Here is a 19,037-nt window from a genome sequence, read left to right as displayed (position 1 = left end):
TAATAAGTTAGCCTTTTCTTTAATTAAGCTTTTTTGCTGGCTTTTTCTACTGCAAATGCGATAAGTAAAATAACCAGACCGCCAAGGCTTAAAATAAAACCTACCCAGATTGGAGCGATCCAACCCATTTGGTGACTGAGTACCCAGCCCCCTAAAAATGCACCTAATGCATTGGCCATATTAAATGCAGAGTGGTTGAGTGAGGCAGCTAAAGTTTGGGCGTCACCTGCGACATCCATTAGACGAGTCTGTAATGCTCCACCTAACCCCATTACCGTGAGACCAATTAAGAATAAAGATGCGATGGCAGTATAGATATTACTCATTAAAAAACTAGCGACAACAAAAGCGATAGCTGAGCTAATTAATACACCCACTATAGTTTTGTTGAGGTTCTTATCTGCAAGCCATCCTGCTGCTAAACCACCAATAACCATACCAATACCCCAGATAGCTAAAGCGATAGGGACGATTTGGATATTAACTTGTGTGTATTCAGTCAAAATTGGTGAAACATAGCTATAAACTGAAAACATGCCTCCAAAACCGATTGCACCTACTGCTAGTGTTAACCACATGTTGATATTTTTAAGGCCAGCTAATTCAGTTTTTATCCTGGCAGTAGCTTGAACTGGGATATTGGGTACAAAGAAGCCAACAGCAATTAAAGTGACGAAAGCAATAGTTGCTGAAAACTCAAAACCTGCTCTCCAACCAAAGTTTTGGCCTAACCAAGTTGCTAGAGGAACTCCAATTACTGTTGCCACCGTAAGGCCCATCATCATTTGGGCAACTGCAGAAGCTCTTCTTGACGGACCCGCTAGTTCAGCTGCAACTAACGCACCGACTCCAAAATATGCTCCGTGTGGTAAACCTGCAATGAAACGTGAGACTAAAATAGTTTCAGGTGTATGAGCTAAAGCAGTAAAGGCATTCGCAACACCATAAAAAAGCATTAAGCCGAGCAATAAAGTTTTCCTAGCTACTTTAGCTCCAAGAATTGCGATGATAGGAGCACCAATAACTACACCCAATGCATAGGCACTAATAAAGTGACCAGCTTCAGGTACTGTAATATTTAAATTATTTGCAATTTCCTGAATCAATCCCATTGCGACGAATTCAGTGGTTCCAATACAAAAACCACCTACAGCGAGTGAGAAAATTGCTAAAAAGAGAGAGTAATGTTGAGGTGTGGAAAGAGGAGATTGCGGGGACGCCATAATAAGTTAAGGGAAGACACAAAAAAGAGAAGTATAAGGGAAAAGAGAACAGAATAATAAAAAACTAAAATATTGAGGGAATGATTACATATTCAAATGAAGTAAATTTAAATTTTATATAGATTAATTCATCGAAAAACTTTTAAAAATTATATATGATTACCGCGTAATACTTTAAGCATTACAACAATTTGTATAAATATCTAAAAATAGAGATGCTAAAACGTGAGAAAATTATTTATTACCTGCCTTATGGGTGTGGCCATGTTATCTATGTCTGGTTGCGCAGTATTTATGGCGGGTAATCAACCAAGTAAAAAAAATTTAAATGTTCTAAATCCAGGCAGTTCTCGTAATTATGTGATTGCCGAGTTTGGTGCGCCTGTACTTTCAGAATACCGTGATGGAACACGCGTTGAGATCTATACTTTTCAACAAGGTTATTCAAAGTGGGTGAAAGTCGGCAGAGCTTTTGGTCATGGTGTAGCAGATGTGGCTTCAATCGGCCTTTGGGAAGTATTTGGGACTCCGACAGAAGCATATTTTAATGGTAAAGAAACTTCATACGAAGTATCTTACGGACCAGATGATTTAGTAAAAAGCTATAAGCTAATTGATTTCGAGCAAACATTTCCAAAGATGAAGCAGCAATAAAATCAAATTAAATAAGGAAAGACCTTCGGGTCTTTTTTTGTATAAAATTAAATTTATTAATGATAATAAGAATTATTTTTATTTGTGTATACTGTATCCGCTTATATTTTGTCTGAAATTTTTAACTTTGCGTATAACAGGATTTTGTAATAATGAATAGATTTCTAATGACGGGACTTGCATTGATATGTACAACAGGCTTTGCTCACGAACCTTATGTAGCTCCTGTAGCTTATAAAACAGAACAAACCCAAGTACCTGTAATTGCTGGTTATGCTGAAGAAGCATTAAATAGTGAATATGCTTTAAAGGATGCTAAGCTTACTGTAATTACACCTAAAAATGAGCTTAAAACCGTCAACTCAGAAGCTCTGCATAAGTCTGTAACTGTTTTTGATATAGATTTACCTGAAGAAGGCACATACATTGTCCAAACACAGGCAAGTTATCCTTTGAAATATGTATACGACCAAAAAGCATGGTATTTATTTTTTGATATGCCAGCTGATAAAACTCCACCGAAAGCAGAACGTGAATATTTGATTCCGACTGACCTTAAAACAAAAACAATTAAAACAGAACAAGTAACACGTGAGTGGATATTGCAGAGTTATCTTTCTAAAGGAAAAGTTTCAGATATTCAGCTTCCGAATACACCGATTAAAGTTAGTTTCTCTGTACATCCAAACCAGATTAAAGCTGCTCAACCTGTTAAATTAACCATAACTGAAAAAGGACAACCTTTAGCTTATGCTGAAGTGAATTTAAGAGAAAAGGGTGCAACTGACAAGCAAGCGCAGCAGTTTAAGGCAGAAAGCAACGGTCAAGTTGAGCTTACGTTTCCAAAAGCTGGAGAGTATTTAGTAGAAGTAACAGCTCCTCTAAATTTGAAATTAAAACCTAAAGATCAGAGTTATACGATTATTAGCTTAAATGTTTTAGCGCAATAGTTTTTAGTGTTTTATAAAAATAGGTCTTTATTAGGCCTATTTTTAGTTTTCATATTCTTGCTCATTAAAAAAACTTCATTAAAACGTTTAATTTCACTTTAGTTTCAGAGGAAATAAAAATTCATTGCAAGTAAAAGATAATAAAATAAAATTCATGTTGAGACAAACTAACTAATTTTATGTTAAAGTGAATAAAATTCATTAATAAGGATTTGTCGAAATTTTTATGGAAAAGCAAAGATGAGCTTTAACCATTTATAGATAAATCTGTTTTTTAGGCTTGGGCCCATGTTAGAAATACGCCACCTTAAAACTCTAGTTGCTTTACGCGAGCATGGTTCATTAGTTTCGGCAGCAAATGATCTTTGTTTAACGCCATCTGCTATTTCTCATCAATTAAAAGAATTAGATCATTGGTATGGAGTAGAAGTAGTTAATCGTCGAAGTAGACCTGTTAGTTTTTCTAATGTTGGACAGCGCTTATTAAAATTGGCTGATGATGTTTTACCACAAATCCAGATTACACATAGTGATATCACACGTATTGTGCATGGACAGACAGGTAGAATTATTTTTTCATCGGAATGCCATAGTTGCTTTGACTGGTTAATGCCTTTATTAAATCAGTATCGCCAGCAATATCCTGACGTCGATTTAGACTTTGCTTCGGGGTTTGAAGCTAATCCACATGAACTCTTACAAAATGCAGAATTTGATTTATTGATTACAGCTGACCCAATCGCGTTAAAAGGAATTGAGTATTTTCCGATTTTTGAATATGAGTCACGGTTAGTCTTATCAAATACTCACCCTTTGGTGCGGGCTGAAAATATTACAGTTCAAGAGTTGGCCGAAGAAGTTTTAATTACTTATCCGGTAGATAAGCACCGTTTAGATATTATGTCTAAACTTTTCATTCCTGCGAATATCCAGCCTAAACAAATACGGACAACCGATTTAACCCAAATGCTTATTCAACTTGTTGCAAGTGGACGAGGTATTGCTGCTTTACCTGATTGGGTAGTGAATGAGTATGAACAAAAGGGGTGGGTTACTAGTCGTCGTTTAGATTGTGTTTCTCCTACAGGTTTAAGACGAACTTTATATGCGGGCTACCGAACTGAAGAAAAAGAGAAAAGTTATTTTGAAGGCTTTTTAAAGCAGTTAGAAAAGTTCTCTCTAAAGCGAAACGCCTATTATTCTGGCTAAAAAATAATTTAGCCTAGTCTTAAAAAGGTGCTTTATTGCACCTTTTTCATGTTGATTTTTTATTTGCCAATAAATAAAGAGAGTAAGCCTGCTGCAATTAGAGGACCGACTGGTACACCACGGAGTAAGGCGACGCCAGCAACTGTACCAATTAGTAAACCTGCAACCACGTCAGGTTGGCTCGACATTAGTTTTACTCCGCGACCACCTAGCCAGGCGACTAACAGGCCAATTGCGATAGCCATAATAGACTTAACACTAATAAAGGATTTTAAAATACTCTCTCCACTGAGTTTCCCACTGGCAATTGGAGTGAGTACGCCAATGGTTAAAATAAGAATTCCTAAATTAAGACCATGAGCTTGAATATAAGGGAAAAACTCATTTAATGGTGTGATTTTAACGACAATCAACACACCTGCTGCAATAGTTACAGCTGCATTTTGACTTAATAAGCCGCAGACAAGCAGAACGAGTAGAACAATTAAATTAACATCAAATTGGGCAAGCATGGCGAGCGGAGGGCATTATAAATAAATGGAATTGTATAATATTTAAGAGTTGGAATGTGAAAGCTTTAAAAGATACAGCTGATTTCGGCTCTTCTTAATTAAAAATTGAGTGTATATCTCTCAATGATAAGGAGTTTTAATTTTTAGTTACGCATGGACACAATGTTATATAAATTAACAAGTTAAAAATTATCGTATTTAAAAATTATGATATAAAAATAATCATTACTCATGAGTACGGGATATTTTTATGGACATTATAGATATCAAGATCAAAGATCAGTTTGATAAGATTCATGATGCAAAAGCACAACTAAAGAAAAATTTAGTGGAACATGAAAATGAATCTTTAAAACTAAGCCAACGAATTGAGCATATTATTGTTGATAATGAAATTATTTTGCCTACTACAGAATTATTATTTGAAAGCGAACAGAACGAAAATATTTATCGAGTCGTTGAAGATTAAGGGTGCGAACTAGTTCAAGTAGATGAAAACAGTAGCGAGTAGTGTTTAGTAAAAAATGGAAACTACGTTAAAATAACAGCTTAGTTCTAATGAGAAAACTTCATGCTGCTGGAAAAAATTTTACAATCACAAGGGTTTGGTTCTCGTAAATATTGTCAGCAGTTAATAAAAAACGGATCTGTAAGTGTTGATGGAGAGGTTGTAAGTGACCTTAAAAAGCAATTCTCTCCAGAAAATTTAGAGTTTTCTCTTTTTGGGGAAACTTATCAATATCGAGAAAAAGTTTACCTTGCGTTAAAGAAACCGAAAGGTTTTGAGTGTTCACACCAGCCCCATCATCATCAAAGCGTATTTAGCCTTTTACCCGAAATTATGATTCAACGTGGTGTGCAAGCCATTGGCCGTCTAGATCAAGATACAACTGGCTTACTTTTGCTTACCGATGATGGTAAATATCTTCAAGCTTTAACTCATCCCCGTAAGCATGTTCCAAAGGTTTATCATGTTACGACCATAGATCCGGTTACACCTGAGCAAATTGAAATGCTGAGCCAAGGTGTGAGTCTACATCAAGAAAAAGGCGTTTTCGCTGCAACGGATGTAGCGATATTAGAAACGCATCAATTAACCATGACGATTCATCAAGGTGTTTATCATCAAGTAAAAAGAATGATTGCAGCTGTGGGAAATAAAGTAGAAGCATTACATCGCCATCAAGTCGGGCAATTGGTTTTACCTGAACTTGAAGATGGTGAGTGGGTTTATTTATCTGAACAACAAAAACAGCTCGCTCAAAATATCATTTGAGAAAACAATGAAAAGTTTGGAACTCACTATCTCGAATAAATCCCATTTGTTCATATAAGCGATGAGATTCATGATTGTTGCTTTGAGTTTCCAAACTAATCCGCAAAGCATTCTCTTGCTTTGCAAATAAGATTGCTGTATCGATTAGCTGTTTAGCAGAACCTTGACGACGAAAAACAGGCGTAACATAGACATCATCTAAGATATAGTAAGTTGAACAAGCAACTGAAGAAAAACCTAAATAGAGTAAAATAAAACCCGTAATTTTATCGTCTTTAATATGAATGAAGAACACACTTTCTCTATTCTCAAAACGTTGTTTTAGGAAGTGAAGTGATTCATTAAAATTAGAAGAGGCCCCATAAAATTGGCGGTATTCATCAAATAAAACGGCGAGTTGCTCTAAATCTTCAAAAGTCGCTCGTCTAACGATCATTTGGCACTCCTTGTAACTTATCATTATGTTTTTACAAAGAGAGCATAACGAAAAAAAGAGCTTTTTGACGTTAAAACTTGTTTATAAATGCAACAGTGTTAAGTTTTGTCGCTTTCACCAAGAAGGGCATTCAACTCTTCAAATAAATCTTCATGGTCATCATCTTCAGCTATAGTTGATGAGTTTTGGTTTAATGAAGATGCTTTTGCTTTTCTCAGTTTTAATAATTGTTCCATATTAATATTCTGATTTTCGATAGCAAAAGGAATAGATTTAGTTAATACGACCTGTTTAAAAAAAAGTCGTACTGCTTGGGCAGGGGTAATTCCCAGTTGTTTAAAAACAGCAAAAGCCTGCTTTTTTTCTTGGGAGTCAAGTCGAACCTGATAAACTTCTGTTTTTCGCATGAATAACAAAACCAAATGATTTTAATTTTTAGGAATTTATTTTAAACCATCGCAATGTAATTTCAATGCTTTTTGGCATAAAAAATAATCTTTTTGTCATTACGGTTACATTACAATGTCAATTCAAACTCGGAATTAAAAGACATTCCCTCTTTTGTGAGGGGGTCTGTAAATGAAATATGCTTCGCCAGAAGCTGTAATGGTTCCGAGAAGTCATCCTCAGCTTTGTGCTGAACTACTGGATAAAATGGATCATTTTTAATCGGAATTTCTAGGTAATTAAGATGCACTCGAAGTTGGTGCTGTTTCCCAGTTGTTGGGGTTAAGCGATATTTTGCCCAAATCTGATTGTGCTCGATAAGCTCAATATAAGTCTGAGTATTGGCTTTCACATTTTCTATAACCTGCATGGTGTAAAAAGGATGACCTTTATCTAAATGCAAATGTAAGGTTTGAGGAAAAGTTAAATCTTTTTTATAAGGTGCAACAGCGTGATAAATTTTATTGACTTGGCGCTCTGCGAATAATTGTTGGTAAAGACCGCGCGACTCAACCCGTTTGCAAAATAGAACCACGCCAGCAGTTTCACGGTCTAAGCGATGAATAGGGGTTAAAAATTCATTGTCTGTTTGTTTTTTTAGTCGGACTAAAAGTGTTTCTTGAACATATTGTCCAGTGGGGCTAATCGTTAAAAAATGAGGTTTATCGACCACCAGTAAATCATCATTCTCAAATAAAATCCGATGTTCAAATGGAACGTGGACTTCATAAGCAAGAAATCGATAATAAAAAATATGCGTATTACTTTGGTATGGACTATCTAATGTTAGTTTTTGTCCATTTGCCCCATAAATAAGCCCGTCTTCAAATCTTTGTTTCCACTCATCTGTTCTAATATGTGCAAAGTGACCACATAGATACTCATAAATCGTTTGAGTGTCTTTTTGTGGAGGAAGATAAACTTGGCTTGCGCTTACACCATCAATCATAGGTGGCAAAAAATCGTTCGGACTAGACATAAAAAAGTGTAAATATGTAAGAAAATTGATATAAAAAAAGCCAACTTCTAGGGCTTAAGTAGGCTTTTAAGGCAGGGCAATGTTATCATAACGATTATTTCGAATCATGTTATGTGTGCTATGTCGTATTCATTGAAATTGGTCTTAAATCATGAAGAAGATACTGAGCGTTTAGCTCAAGCTTTGGCGCAGCATGTTCAGTCGGGTGTAATTTATTTAATTGGAGATCTAGGTGCGGGTAAAACCACACTTACGCGCTATTTCTTACAGGCTTTGGGTCATAAAGGTTCTGTTAAAAGTCCAACTTATACGCTTGTTGAGCCGTATAAAATTAATGATAAAGAAATTTTTCATTTTGATTTATATCGTTTGAATGACCCCTACGAACTTGAATTAATGGGAATCCGTGATTATTTAGATATCACAGATGCATTATTTTTATTTGAATGGCCTTCTAAAGGTGGTGATGAAATTCCACAAGCGGATATTATCATTGACATTCAAAAGTCAGATGATGAGTTGACTCGTTTAGTAACGTTAACTTTACCAACAGAAAATTTGTACCAGACTTTGCAGGAACAGCTTCATGACTGATGAAAAGCTAACACAACGTCGTATTCATACATTAGACGCAGCGTTAGCGAACCAGATTGCAGCAGGTGAGGTGATTGAGCGTCCTTCTTCTGTGGTCAAAGAATTATTAGAAAACTCAATTGATGCAGGTGCAACTGAGCTGATTGTACGGATTGCTCAAGGTGGTTCGACTTTAATCGAAATCATTGATAATGGGCATGGTATTCATCCGGATGATTTGGCACTTGCTGTCATGCGTCATGCCACAAGTAAGATTAAAACTGCTGAAGATTTACATGCGATTGTGAGTTTGGGGTTCCGTGGGGAAGCCTTAGCTTCGATTGCTGCGGTTTCAAGATTGACTTTGACCAGTAGCCAAGATGAAAGTGGTATTGGTCATCAAGTTGAAGTAAACGGTACAGCATTTGATCATCAAGAAGTACAAGCTGTTGCTGCTCAAAAGGGAACTCATATACGTGTTCAGGACTTATTTTTTAATGTTCCTGCGCGCCGTAAATTCTTAAAAAAACCTACTACAGAATTTGGTCATATTGAAGAGATTGTTCGTCGTCTGGCTCTAACGCATTTCGATATACGTTTTGTGCTTGAACATAATGATAATATAAGAATTAATTTACCTATAGCGGATAGCGGAGAGCTACGTTTTCAGCGAGTTCAGCAATTATTAGGCTCACAATTTGTTCAAAATGCATATTGGATGGATGCTGAAAGTATTAGTATGCGTTTATCAGGTTGGCTTGGTCATCCTTCAGATGCACGTGCACAGGCTGATATGCAATATGTCTATGTAAATGGTCGTATTGTCAAAGATAAAACGATTTCGCATGCGCTACGCATGGCCTATGACGGTATTTTGCATGGTCATCAACATTCATCTTATTTACTTTTTTTAGAGGTTGACCCTGAAAATATTGATGTCAATGTTCATCCGACCAAACATGAGATTCGATTTTTAAATCAAAGAGAAGTGCATGAGTTTGTAAGGCATTACGCAAAAGAAACTCTATCCCAATTTCAGACAGCGAGTGCTGATTTAGCTCAAGCGATGAAAGTAGATGAACAATCAGATTATTCAGTACAGCCGCAGCCTAAATATCAAGAACAATTTTCATTGCACCGCGCAAATGAAACTTTAAATGCAGATAGTGAGCCACAGACTCAGCACACACCAACAGAGTTATTAACCGATTTTAATGCCAGTCGTCCGCAAGCTATTCACTATGCAGATCAAACACCAAAATATAATGGTTCTGCTCAATTAAATAATGCTTTAAAAACTTATTTAGCCCCACTTCGCGACCAACCGGCTAGTTTTTCGGTAAATGAGGATGTTGAGCCAGTTGCTAAAGTAGATGAATTTCCATTAGGTATCGCAATTGCTCAACTGCATGGAATTTATATTTTAGCGCAGAATACCGAAGGGCTTATTATTGTTGATATGCATGCGGCACATGAACGTATTTTATTACAGCAAATGAAAAATGCTTGGGATAAACCTGAATTTTGGACATCTCAGCAGTTGCTTATACCTAAGGTAATTTCCATTAGCCGTATGCAAGCCGTTAGGGTCGAAGAATTAAAACCTCAGCTTGAGCGTTTAGGTTTGGAAATTGATTTATATGGTGATGAGCAAGTTATTGTTCGTGGTGTGCCCGCCATATTACAAAAAGCTGATTTTGAAAATCTTATTCTAGAGCTTTTAAATGATTTAGATCCAAATGATGAAGCACAAGGATTACTTCAAAAAAGAGATGAGTTGTTAGCGGGAATGGCATGTCATGGAGCAGTGCGTGCGCATCGACAACTCAGTCTTTCAGAAATGAATGCTTTACTTCGTCAAATGGAACAAACCGAATTTGCGAGCCAATGTAACCATGGGCGGCCAACTTGGCGTGCATTCCCATTATCTCAATTAGATAAATTATTTGCTCGAGGAGAGTAGTTTTACATGTCAAATCAATTGCCCGTCATCAATTTAATGGGACCAACTGCGAGCGGAAAAACCGCTTTGGCATGTGAATTATACGAGCGTGGAAATTTTGAGCTAATTTCTGTTGATTCCGCTCTTGTCTATAAAGATATGGATATTGGCACGGCTAAACCAACGCGTGAAGAGCAAGAACTCTATCCTCATCATCTTATTGATATTATTACTCCTCTGGAAGTCTATTCAGCTGCTCAGTTTGTTGAAGATGCATGTAAATTGATTGATGAAATGCATTCACGTGGCAAAACTCCTATTTTAGTAGGAGGGACAATGTTATATTTCAAGGCACTGTTAGAAGGGTTATCTGGTAATTTACCAAGTGCTAATGCTCAAGTTCGGGCAGCCATTGAAGAAAAAGCTCTAAATGAAGGATGGCAAGCAGTTTATGATGAGTTGGTTTCTGTAGACCCTGCCGCCGCTATAAAGTTTAATGTAACTGATAAGCAAAGAATTATTCGGGCACTGGAAGTTTATAAAATTACGGGTGAACCAATTACTAAATTGCAGGCAGAACAACCAAAAAACGTACCATATCGATACATATTTCATAACTACGCTTTACTTCCAGATCGGGTAGAATTACATCAACGCATTGAGCAAAGATTAAGCAAAATGTGGGATATCGGTTTTTTGAGTGAAGTTGAAGCTCTAATTGAAAAATACGATTTAGATGAAAATTTACCCTCAATGCGTTCGGTGGGTTATCGACAAGCACTAGAATTTCTATTAAAAAGTGACTTAAGTCTCAAAAGTAAACGTGAAATGGAGGATAAAGCTTTATTTGCAACACGACAACTTGCCAAACGTCAATATACGTGGTTACGTTCTTTGCAAGAAATACACGATTTTAAAACTTACTTGACGATAAAGCAGGCGAAAGAAGACTTGCGAAACTCTTATGGATAAAGCAAAATTTGCACACTGTCTTTTTATAATTTTTAGTTGAAAAATAAAGATAGTTTTTTTGCGCTGATTTAAAAATTTTTTTTGGAGTTAAAAATGTCTAAAGGTCAAACTTTACAAGATCCGTTCTTAAATTCTCTCCGTAAAGAACGTATCCCTGTTTCTATTTTCCTTGTGAACGGTATTAAATTACAGGGTCATATTGAATCTTTTGACCAATATGTTGTTCTATTAAAAAATACTGTAAGTCAAATGGTTTACAAGCACGCGATTTCAACTGTTGTTCCAGCACGTAATCCACGTCCAGCAGGCGCACAAGGTACAGGCTTCCCAGCACAAGGCGGCACTCAAGGCGGTTTTGGTGGTCAAGGTAGCGGCTTTGGCGGCGCTCAAGGTGGCTTCGGTGGCGCTCAAGGCGGCTTCGGTGGCGCTCAAGGTGGTTTCGGTGGTCAAGGTGGTTTCGGTGGTCAAGGCGGTGGCTTTGGTGGTCAAGGCGGTGGCTTTGGTGGTCAAGGTGGCTTCGGCGGCCAAGGCGGCTTCGGCGGTCATCAAGGTGGTTTTGACAACGATTCTAAATTTGAAGATGGTCAAGACGACGAAAATAATCGTTAATTGAAATCTAAAAAAGAAGCCAGTCAGATAATGACTGGTTTTTTTATGTGTATTTAAAAGTTAATCCAAAGCATTTAAACGGTCATGGATAGCGATTTGGCCATGATAACTAATATATTTAAATAGATAGGGCTTTAATTAATGATATTAATATTAGCTGCTGCTTTGAGCAGTGTCTTGGTGTCTATCCTATTAAAAAATTTAAAGAAAAAAGGTTATCAGCCATTACAGATGATTGCATGGAACTATGCAAGTGCTAGTCTTCTTTGCTTTTTGTGGTTTCAGCCCAATATCCAACATGTTTCAATAGTGCATACTCCATGGTGGTTAATCCTTGCCTTGGGGGTAATTTTACCTAGTATTTTTTTATGTCTTGCTAAATCACTAGAATATGCAGGAATTGTTAAAACTGAACTTGCACAGCGCCTTTCAGTTGTTCTTTCTTTGCTCGCAGCATATTTCTTTTTTCATGAGCAATTTAATCCATTAAAACTATGGGGAATAGGTTTAGGAATTCTTGCAGTTTTACTTGTTTTATTTGGACAAATGAACTCTTTTTCCAATCATCAATCTAGAAAAGCGATCTTTGCTCTTTTAAGTGTATGGTGTGGTTATGCGGCAGTAGATATTCTTTTAAAATATACAAGTAGTTTAGGTCTGCAGTTTACACTTACTTTAAATCTTATTTTTATTACTGCTTTTATATTGTCGATTTCATATTTATTGCTACAGAAGACTCAAAAGTGGCAGTTTAAAAGTACGATAGCTGGGTTAATATTAGGAATACTCAATTTTTCAAATATTGCTTTATATGTAAAAGCTCATATTCTTTTAAAAGATTCACCTGCAATTGTTTTTGCGAGCATGAATATTCTTGTTGTGTTATTGGGAATTTTAAGCGGAGTGATTTTATATAAAGAAAAATTAAAATGGCCTACTATTTTGGGGATCCTTTTAGGAATAAGTGGGGTAGTTTGTTTAGCTATCGCAATGGCTTGATAGTTCAAGAGAATAGAATCTCTTGAACTATAGAGATTTTTATAAATATGTGAAAATCACTTCATCTGGCAGACGTGATTTAGGAAGCTTAGCATTAAAGTCATTTTCACTGCGATAGCCTAGAGAAACAATCACAGAGCTTCGTAAACCTTTTTCAGTTAACCCGAGCTCAGTATTTAGAACTTCTTCATCAAAGCCACCCATTGGAGTTGCATCAATGCCTTCTAAGCCCGCAGCAAACAGTAACTGTCCTAAAGCAATGAATGTTTGATTTTCCATCCACCCGAATAAATTTTTCTGTTCATTTCGGTAGAACTCGACGTAGCCATGGCGAGTATCTTTTTGGCCTAATTTTGCTTTTTCATCTTTAAAACGGCCACTTAAATCATCTTGCTCAAGTAGTTGATTTAAATATTCAGATGAAATATCTGTTTTTGTACAGAATACAAGTGTATGTGATGACTCAAGCACTTTAGGAGCATTGTAAGCATACTTTCCTGTTAATGCTTTTGTGATTCGTTCTTTAGCTGCAAGATTATCTGCAACTACAAAGTGCCAAGGCTGAATATTTACTGAAGAAGGGGTGAAACGTAAAATTTCTAATAATTTATTGAATTTTTCTTGAGAGATTTTCTTTTCAGGATCATATGCTTTTGTTGTGTAGCGACTTTTAACCGTATTTAATAAATCCATACTTTACTCCATATCAATCTTATTGCAATTGAGAGACTTTAATCTTTGGCATCATACGCTATTTTATTCAAAAACATTTCGTATGTAGTTTGATAAAGAAATATAATGTTTATATAAAGTTTTAATAATCTATTGAAAATGATTGATTTAATGCCAACAGATGCAAAGAGTAAGCTGCGAGAATTTAGAATCGTGAAAGCCTTTATCATTTTTGCATTTATTTTGAGTCTTTTGATTTTATACATTGAGTATCACAATCATGCACATATAAGCTGGAAATTTGTATTTATTGCCAGTATGTGTGCGATTTACAATTTTGATTTAAATAACAAAATTAAAGAATTGAAAGTTCAAATAAAAAGTAACTAATTTTTAGTTAATAATTCCAGATAATCAATTCAAGCTGTTGCGTATTTGAAGATGGATCAATTTCCAAAATATAAGCTTGGTCTTCACGCCAATCGCCAAGAACAATTCGTTGTTTAGCTTCTACCTTATGAAGTGAAGGGCGATGGGTATGCCCATGAATCAGTATATCTGCATCTTTTAAAGCAGAAATAACAGCTTGTTCATTCACATCCATAATTTCATAGCTTTTTTGCTGTTTATCAGCGGAGCTTCTTTTTCGAAAGCCATTAACCAGTTTGGTGCGAAAACTCAGGGGTGTACGGCGTAAAAAAGCCACTAAAAGTGGATTTCGAATAATTTTTCTAAATCTTTGATAGGAAATGTCATCTGTACATAGTGCATCACCGTGTTCTAGGCGGTACTGATGTCCAGCAATATTAAGATAATAAATGTCAGGTAGTAATACACCGTTAAATTTATTGAGGAAAATCTGATTTAAAGCAAAATCACGGTTACCTACTTGGAAGTAAACCCGATTTCCTTTTTTGTTAAAGTCTTTTAATGCCTCAATAATTTCATCGAGCCATGGTGCTGAGTAATCATCGCCAATCCAAGCGTTAAACCAGTCACCTAAAATATAAAGCTGTGTTTGTTTATTTTGATAATGCACCAATAAATCTAAAAACCCTCGAACAAGTCGAGGGTGTTCAGGTGACAAGTGTAAATCAGAGATAAACAGATAAGTCACAGCTTATTCCTAAAATTATTCAGAAATAATTTTAGCAGATTCGATTACAACGTTTTCTAAAGGAACGTCAGCGTGGTAACCACGGTTGCCAGTGCGAACGCCTTTGATCGCTTCAACAACATCCATACCTTCAACAACTTTACCAAATACAGCATAACCCCAACCTTGAGCAGTTTTAGAGGTATGGTTTAAGAAAGAGTTGTTTTTTACGTTAATGAAGAACTGTGCAGAAGCAGAGTGAGGTGCTTGAGTACGTGCCATAGCAATCGTACCAACATCATTGCTTAAACCGTTGTCAGCTTCGTTTTCGATAGAATCACGAGTTGCTTTTTCTTTGAAGTTTTCATCCATCCCGCCACCTTGGATCATGAAACCATCAATGACACGGTGGAAAATAACGCCGTCATAAAAACCGTCACGTACATATTCTAAAAAGTTTGCTACTGTTTTTGGTGCTTTTTCAGTATTTAGTTCAAGAACAATACGACCTTTATTGGTGTTTAATTCGACTTGAGGAAAACTCATTACATTAATCTCCTAAACATGGGCTTATGACCATGGGTTTTTGGTTGAGAGAAGCATAAGCAAACTGTAAACTACAAGGCAAGTAAAAAACGTTAAAATCTTTGTGAAAAATGAAGATAGCGTTTAAATTTTTCGAAATTTATCTACAAAGAAGTGATTGATACACTATGAAGCCTAATGATGTTGTCTCGAGCCTGCCTAATAACCCGACACCGAATACTCATGCCTCTGTCGATTCTGCGCAGCAAGAACAACAGGCTGGCTTAGATTTTGTTCGCCAAGTCATTACTGATGATTTGGCTACGGGACGTGCAAAGCAGATCGTAACGCGTTTTCCACCAGAACCAAATGGTTATTTACATATTGGCCATGTAAAAGCGATTTGCTTGAACTTTGGTGTGGCTGAAGAGTTTGATGGTTTGTGTAATTTGCGTTTTGACGATACAAACCCTGATGCTGAAGAACAAGAGTATGTTGACGGTATTGCGAATGATGTGAAATGGCTTGGTTTTAACTGGAATGGTGAACCACGCTATGCATCAGGTTATTTTGATCAATTATATGCATGGGCAGTTCAACTTATTGAACAAGGCGATGCATATGTAGATTTACAATCTCCAGAAGAAATTAAGTTAAACCGCGGTAGCTTTGTTGAGCCAGGTAAAAACTCTCCATACCGTGATGCATCTATTGAAGAGAATCTTGCTCGCTTTGAAAAAATGCGTAGCGGTGAGTTTAAAGAGGGTGAAGCGGTTTTACGTGCCAAGATTGATATGGCAAGTACAAATGTACATATGCGTGATCCGATTTTATATCGCGTATTGCATTCAGAGCATCACCAAACTGGCGATAAATGGAAAATCTATCCAATGTATGACTATGCTCATCCATTGTCTGATGCGATTGAAGGGATTACCCATTCGCTTTGTACATTAGAATTCCAAGATCACCGTCCGTTTTATGACTGGATTGTTGAAAAAGTAAAATCTAAAGCTGTTCCACATCAGTACGAATCTTCACGTTTAAACGTGGATTACACCATTACGTCAAAACGTAAATTACGTAAATTGGTGGAAGGTGCGTATGTAAATGGTTGGGATGACCCACGTATGCCAACCGTAGTCGGTATGCGCCGTCGTGGCTTTACTCCTGAAGGCTTACGTGATTTCTGTAAACGTGTAGGCGTGTCAAAAACTGACGGTATTGTTGATGTTGCAATGCTTGAGTTCTGTATTCGTCAATCTTTAGAAAATACTGCTGCGCGTGGTATGGCTGTCTTAAGTCCACTTAAAGTGACTTTAACTAATTTACCTGAAGATATGGATCTTACGCATGCTCGCCATCCTAATGTTGATATGGGTGATCGTATGATTCCTTTAACTAAGGAAATCTATATTGATCGTAAAGATTTTGAAGAAGTACCGCCAAAAGGCTTTAAACGTTTAATTCCTGACGGTGAAGTGCGTTTACGCCATGCTTACGTGATTAAATGTGATGAAGTCATTAAAGATGCAAATGGTGAAGTGATTGAACTGAAATGTTCAATTGACCCTGAAACTCTAGGAAAGAATCCGGAAGGCCGTAAGGTTAAAGGCGTGATTCACTGGGTATCTGCGACTAAAGGGATTCCTGCTGAAGTGCGTATTTACGATCGTTTATTTACCGAAGCCGCACCTGATGCAGACGATGACTTCTTGGCAAATCTTAATCCTGAATCATTGAGAGTGGTACAAGCTGTCATTGAGCCAGCTTTGGCACAAGCGAATCCTGAAGATCGTTTCCAATTTGAGCGTGAAGGCTATTTTGTCGCTGATCAATATGATCATTCATCAGAGAAACCGGTTTTCAACCGTATTCTTGATTTGAAAGATAGCTTCAAGCCTGAGAAAAAGTAAGAGAAATAAAAAGCCCAACTCAGTTGGGCTTTTTATTTAGGTTGATATTTACTTTTAAAGATTACTTTTGTGTATGGCTAAGTAGGATTAATCACATAAAAATAAATAACTGTTGTTAGAAGAAGAATAGACGCTAGCGATAAATAGGTATTCACCGTATTAAAGCTTTTGATAAATTTCAGGATTTCCATAATGATTTAACTATTTATATTTGTGAGTAAAAGTAGCGTGAAGCATTAGACTTAATTTAATATAAAATGTTCCAAAAGATAGATTTTTACTCTACCTTTTGGTTAATAAAAAAGCATTTGAACTTATTTATAGTAGTAAAAAGCGATTAACCACTATATCCAATGCGTTTTAGAAATTTTTGAATTACTTCAAATGCAGCATGTTCGAGTGCTTGGGCATATTGCAAGTTTTCTTCGCGAAGTTTCTGAATCGAAATCTTGGCATTACGAAGTTCACATGTATGGCCAATTAACCATTTCTCAAAATTTTCTTCTGTTGTTTCAATATGAAACTGCAACGCGAGAATATTATTTCCAACTTCAAATGCTTGATTGGTATAAATCTCTGAACTAGCTAATAACACCGCGTTTTCAGGGAGGTCGAAAGTATCGCCATGCCAATGTAGAACATGGACATTATTAAGCAAAGGAGATAACACCTGATTGGCACGTAGGCTTAAGCTCAGTGGTCCCCAACCAATTTCTTTCTGATGCCCCGCATATACTTTTGCGCCAAGCGCATGGGCAATAAGCTGTGCACCCAAACAAATACCAAGTGTAGGTTTATCTGCTGCTAGACGTTGTTTAAGTAAAGCAATTTCGTCTTTTAAAAATGGATAATCTTCAGTTTCATAAACTCCGATTGGGCCACCTAAAATAATAGTTAATCCATCGTGTGCAAAAGCAGCAGTTAAATCGTCAACACCCGCTTCAAAATAACGGACGCGAAATCCAAGTTGATAAAAGACATCTTCTAATGAACCTAAGTCTTCGAAAGCAAGATGCTGAATGGCATAAATAGTTTTAGGGAAGGCGTTTGTTGTGTTCATACAAATGATTCATAGAAGATCAATAGGTGGAGTATAGCGATAAATATAAAGAAGAAAATATCTGTATAAATCGTCAATACCTGAAAATTGATATTTTTCGTTAAGATAATATCGTTATGCAAGGGATTATCTATTTTCCAATAAATCTCTTTGCATATTCCATTGCTTAAAATAATAGCTTTTGAGTTTCTTCAAAATCTATATTTGAAAGTTGATGCTCATCTTTTAGATTAACTCCTGAGAAACCAAGTTGTTTGGATTTTTTCATTAAAGCGATTAAACGTTGTACTGCAACTGGAATACTTAAACCTGCTGAGCGAACATTAGAAATACAATTACGTTTGGCATCGAGGCAGCCTGAATATGCATTCCATGTGTAGTAAATTCCCATACTATCAGGAGAGCTTAAACCAGGACGCTCACCGATCAGCATCACAAGCATGGGTGCCTTAAAGATTTCTGCGACTTCATCACCAAAAGCAACACGACTGCCTGTCGCAATTGCAATTGGTGCAAGGCGCCAGTTTTCTTGCTGAATTTGTTCATTCAGCATTGTAATGAATGAGATAGCATTCGCTTCAATCGCTCTTGCGGAGAGACCGTCACCGACCACAATACAAACATCATACTGTTGCGTGTTTTCTGCATACTTCTTAATTAAGGCTTCTTTTGATGGGTTTGAAAGCTGACGACCTAAATCTGGACGTTTAAGATAAATTTCTTTATTAGGTGCATTACTTTGTACATGAAGACTTTGCAGCTGCCGTTGTGTTAATTGCTCCGAGAGGTAGGAAACATCCATCTCTTGATAAACCGCATCTTTTGCTTGCGCATGCGACAACTGGAACTCAAGTAAGGCACGTGTTGGAATGCTACAACCCGCACGGCCCAGAGCAATACGGGCATCAGTAAACTGTTTAAGTTTTTCCCACTGATCTTGATGGGTAGAAGATGGATATTGAATATCACGGTTCAGTTTCATGGGGT

23 protein-coding genes are annotated in these 19,037 nt (G+C 36.7%); 12 read left to right on the top strand and 11 right to left on the bottom strand.

Annotation, left to right across the window (positions count from 1 at the left end; translation table 11 throughout):
• Positions 1-23 precede the first annotated feature (23 nt).
• Entirely contained in the window at positions 24-1,223 is a 1,200-nt protein-coding gene (locus tag AW165_RS00185; RefSeq protein WP_060464651.1) for an MFS transporter, read from the bottom strand.
• A gap of 225 nt (positions 1,224-1,448) precedes the next feature.
• Between AW165_RS00185 and AW165_RS00180 the strand changes: the two genes are divergently transcribed.
• The 3 genes from AW165_RS00180 (at position 1,449) to AW165_RS00170 (ending at position 4,036) form a co-directional block, all read left to right on the top strand.
• Positions 1,449-1,877 (top strand): hypothetical protein, encoded by a 429-nt coding sequence (locus AW165_RS00180; RefSeq protein ID WP_060464650.1) that lies wholly within the window; start codon positions 1,449-1,451, stop codon positions 1,875-1,877.
• A gap of 152 nt (positions 1,878-2,029) precedes the next feature.
• Positions 2,030-2,827, top strand: a complete 798-nt coding sequence (locus tag AW165_RS00175; protein ID WP_060464649.1) for a DUF4198 domain-containing protein — start codon at positions 2,030-2,032, stop codon at positions 2,825-2,827.
• A 288-nt stretch (positions 2,828-3,115) separates the two neighbouring features.
• Positions 3,116-4,036 (top strand): LysR family transcriptional regulator, encoded by a 921-nt coding sequence (locus AW165_RS00170; RefSeq protein ID WP_002122195.1) that lies wholly within the window; start codon positions 3,116-3,118, stop codon positions 4,034-4,036.
• Positions 4,037-4,095: 59 nt separating this feature from the next.
• Here AW165_RS00170 and AW165_RS00165 read toward each other — a convergent pair whose 3' ends face one another.
• Complete coding sequence (locus AW165_RS00165; RefSeq protein ID WP_032012958.1) at positions 4,096-4,548, bottom strand: DUF441 domain-containing protein; 453 nt, start codon at positions 4,546-4,548, stop codon at positions 4,096-4,098.
• Positions 4,549-4,798: 250 nt separating this feature from the next.
• Here AW165_RS00165 and AW165_RS00160 point away from each other — a divergent pair, with 250 nt between their 5' ends.
• The gene (locus AW165_RS00160; protein WP_060464648.1) at positions 4,799-5,017 is read left to right on the top strand and encodes a hypothetical protein; all 219 of its coding nucleotides are present in this window, start codon (positions 4,799-4,801) and stop codon (positions 5,015-5,017) included.
• Positions 5,018-5,119: 102 nt separating this feature from the next.
• Positions 5,120-5,824: a pseudouridine synthase gene (locus tag AW165_RS00155; protein ID WP_060464647.1), complete on the top strand. Its 705-nt coding sequence runs from the start codon at positions 5,120-5,122 to the stop codon at positions 5,822-5,824.
• On the opposite strand, the gene AW165_RS00150 is transcribed toward AW165_RS00155, so the two are convergent.
• From AW165_RS00150 to AW165_RS00140, 3 genes are all read right to left on the bottom strand, one after another.
• Positions 5,817-6,260, bottom strand: coding sequence for a GNAT family N-acetyltransferase (locus AW165_RS00150; RefSeq protein ID WP_002122286.1), 444 nt, complete (start codon positions 6,258-6,260; stop codon positions 5,817-5,819). The two genes, AW165_RS00155 and AW165_RS00150, sit on opposite strands and share 8 nt — an antisense overlap.
• Before the next feature lie 98 nt (positions 6,261-6,358).
• Positions 6,359-6,667, bottom strand: coding sequence for a type II toxin-antitoxin system RelB/DinJ family antitoxin (locus tag AW165_RS00145; protein WP_005068595.1), 309 nt, complete (start codon positions 6,665-6,667; stop codon positions 6,359-6,361).
• 110 nt (positions 6,668-6,777) lie between these two features.
• On the bottom strand, positions 6,778-7,686 hold the full coding sequence (locus AW165_RS00140) for a pseudouridine synthase (RefSeq protein WP_060464646.1): 909 nt from the start codon (positions 7,684-7,686) through the stop codon (positions 6,778-6,780).
• 120 nt (positions 7,687-7,806) lie between these two features.
• Between AW165_RS00140 and tsaE the strand changes: the two genes are divergently transcribed.
• The 5 genes from tsaE to AW165_RS00115 all read left to right on the top strand — a co-directional run bounded on the left by tsaE (position 7,807) and on the right by AW165_RS00115 (position 12,781).
• Positions 7,807-8,280: a tRNA (adenosine(37)-N6)-threonylcarbamoyltransferase complex ATPase subunit type 1 TsaE gene (tsaE, locus tag AW165_RS00135; RefSeq protein ID WP_046812018.1), complete on the top strand. Its 474-nt coding sequence runs from the start codon at positions 7,807-7,809 to the stop codon at positions 8,278-8,280.
• Positions 8,273-10,222: a DNA mismatch repair endonuclease MutL gene (gene mutL, locus AW165_RS00130; RefSeq protein ID WP_060464645.1), complete on the top strand. Its 1,950-nt coding sequence runs from the start codon at positions 8,273-8,275 to the stop codon at positions 10,220-10,222. The genes tsaE and mutL overlap by 8 nt, the downstream gene beginning before the upstream one ends.
• Positions 10,223-10,228: 6 nt before the next feature.
• Complete coding sequence (miaA, locus tag AW165_RS00125) at positions 10,229-11,173, top strand: tRNA (adenosine(37)-N6)-dimethylallyltransferase MiaA (protein WP_060464644.1); 945 nt, start codon at positions 10,229-10,231, stop codon at positions 11,171-11,173.
• Between the two features lie 93 nt (positions 11,174-11,266).
• Complete coding sequence (gene hfq / locus AW165_RS00120) at positions 11,267-11,782, top strand: RNA chaperone Hfq (protein ID WP_060464643.1); 516 nt, start codon at positions 11,267-11,269, stop codon at positions 11,780-11,782.
• Between the two features lie 141 nt (positions 11,783-11,923).
• Positions 11,924-12,781: a DMT family transporter gene (locus tag AW165_RS00115; protein ID WP_060464642.1), complete on the top strand. Its 858-nt coding sequence runs from the start codon at positions 11,924-11,926 to the stop codon at positions 12,779-12,781.
• A 39-nt stretch (positions 12,782-12,820) separates the two neighbouring features.
• Here AW165_RS00115 and nfsB read toward each other — a convergent pair whose 3' ends face one another.
• Complete coding sequence (nfsB, locus tag AW165_RS00110) at positions 12,821-13,474, bottom strand: oxygen-insensitive NAD(P)H nitroreductase (RefSeq protein WP_060464641.1); 654 nt, start codon at positions 13,472-13,474, stop codon at positions 12,821-12,823.
• A gap of 138 nt (positions 13,475-13,612) precedes the next feature.
• On the opposite strand from nfsB, the gene AW165_RS00105 reads away from it, so the two are divergent.
• A complete protein-coding gene (locus AW165_RS00105) occupies positions 13,613-13,843 on the top strand; it encodes a hypothetical protein (RefSeq protein ID WP_060464640.1) in 231 nt (76 codons plus the stop codon).
• Positions 13,844-13,850: 7 nt separating this feature from the next.
• Here the strand turns inward: AW165_RS00105 and AW165_RS00100 are convergent, their stop codons facing one another.
• Together AW165_RS00100 and AW165_RS00095 are read right to left on the bottom strand one after the other, a co-directional pair.
• Positions 13,851-14,570 (bottom strand): UDP-2,3-diacylglucosamine diphosphatase, encoded by a 720-nt coding sequence (locus AW165_RS00100; RefSeq protein WP_060464639.1) that lies wholly within the window; start codon positions 14,568-14,570, stop codon positions 13,851-13,853.
• Positions 14,571-14,585: 15 nt separating this feature from the next.
• Positions 14,586-15,095, bottom strand: coding sequence for a peptidylprolyl isomerase (locus AW165_RS00095; RefSeq protein WP_002122280.1), 510 nt, complete (start codon positions 15,093-15,095; stop codon positions 14,586-14,588).
• A gap of 167 nt (positions 15,096-15,262) precedes the next feature.
• Between AW165_RS00095 and AW165_RS00090 the strand changes: the two genes are divergently transcribed.
• A complete protein-coding gene (locus AW165_RS00090; protein WP_060464638.1) occupies positions 15,263-16,990 on the top strand; it encodes a glutamine--tRNA ligase/YqeY domain fusion protein in 1,728 nt (575 codons plus the stop codon).
• A 77-nt stretch (positions 16,991-17,067) separates the two neighbouring features.
• On the opposite strand, the gene AW165_RS20015 is transcribed toward AW165_RS00090, so the two are convergent.
• From AW165_RS20015 to eutC, 3 genes are all read right to left on the bottom strand, one after another.
• A complete protein-coding gene (locus AW165_RS20015; protein WP_079284197.1) occupies positions 17,068-17,181 on the bottom strand; it encodes a hypothetical protein in 114 nt (37 codons plus the stop codon).
• A gap of 146 nt (positions 17,182-17,327) precedes the next feature.
• Positions 17,328-18,050 carry a glutamine amidotransferase gene (locus tag AW165_RS00085; RefSeq protein ID WP_005073676.1) on the bottom strand — a complete coding sequence of 241 codons (723 nt, stop codon included), beginning with the start codon at positions 18,048-18,050 and terminating at the stop codon, positions 17,328-17,330.
• 166 nt (positions 18,051-18,216) lie between these two features.
• On the bottom strand, positions 18,217-19,032 hold the full coding sequence (gene eutC, locus AW165_RS00080) for an ethanolamine ammonia-lyase subunit EutC (protein WP_060464637.1): 816 nt from the start codon (positions 19,030-19,032) through the stop codon (positions 18,217-18,219).
• Positions 19,033-19,037 lie beyond the last annotated feature (5 nt).

This window comes from Acinetobacter sp. LMB-5 (assembly GCF_001541635.1).
Taxonomy (GTDB): domain Bacteria; phylum Pseudomonadota; class Gammaproteobacteria; order Pseudomonadales; family Moraxellaceae; genus Acinetobacter; species Acinetobacter pittii.
The sequence above is the reverse complement of the archived record's forward strand: the minus strand, read 5'-3'. Positions and strand labels throughout refer to the sequence as shown.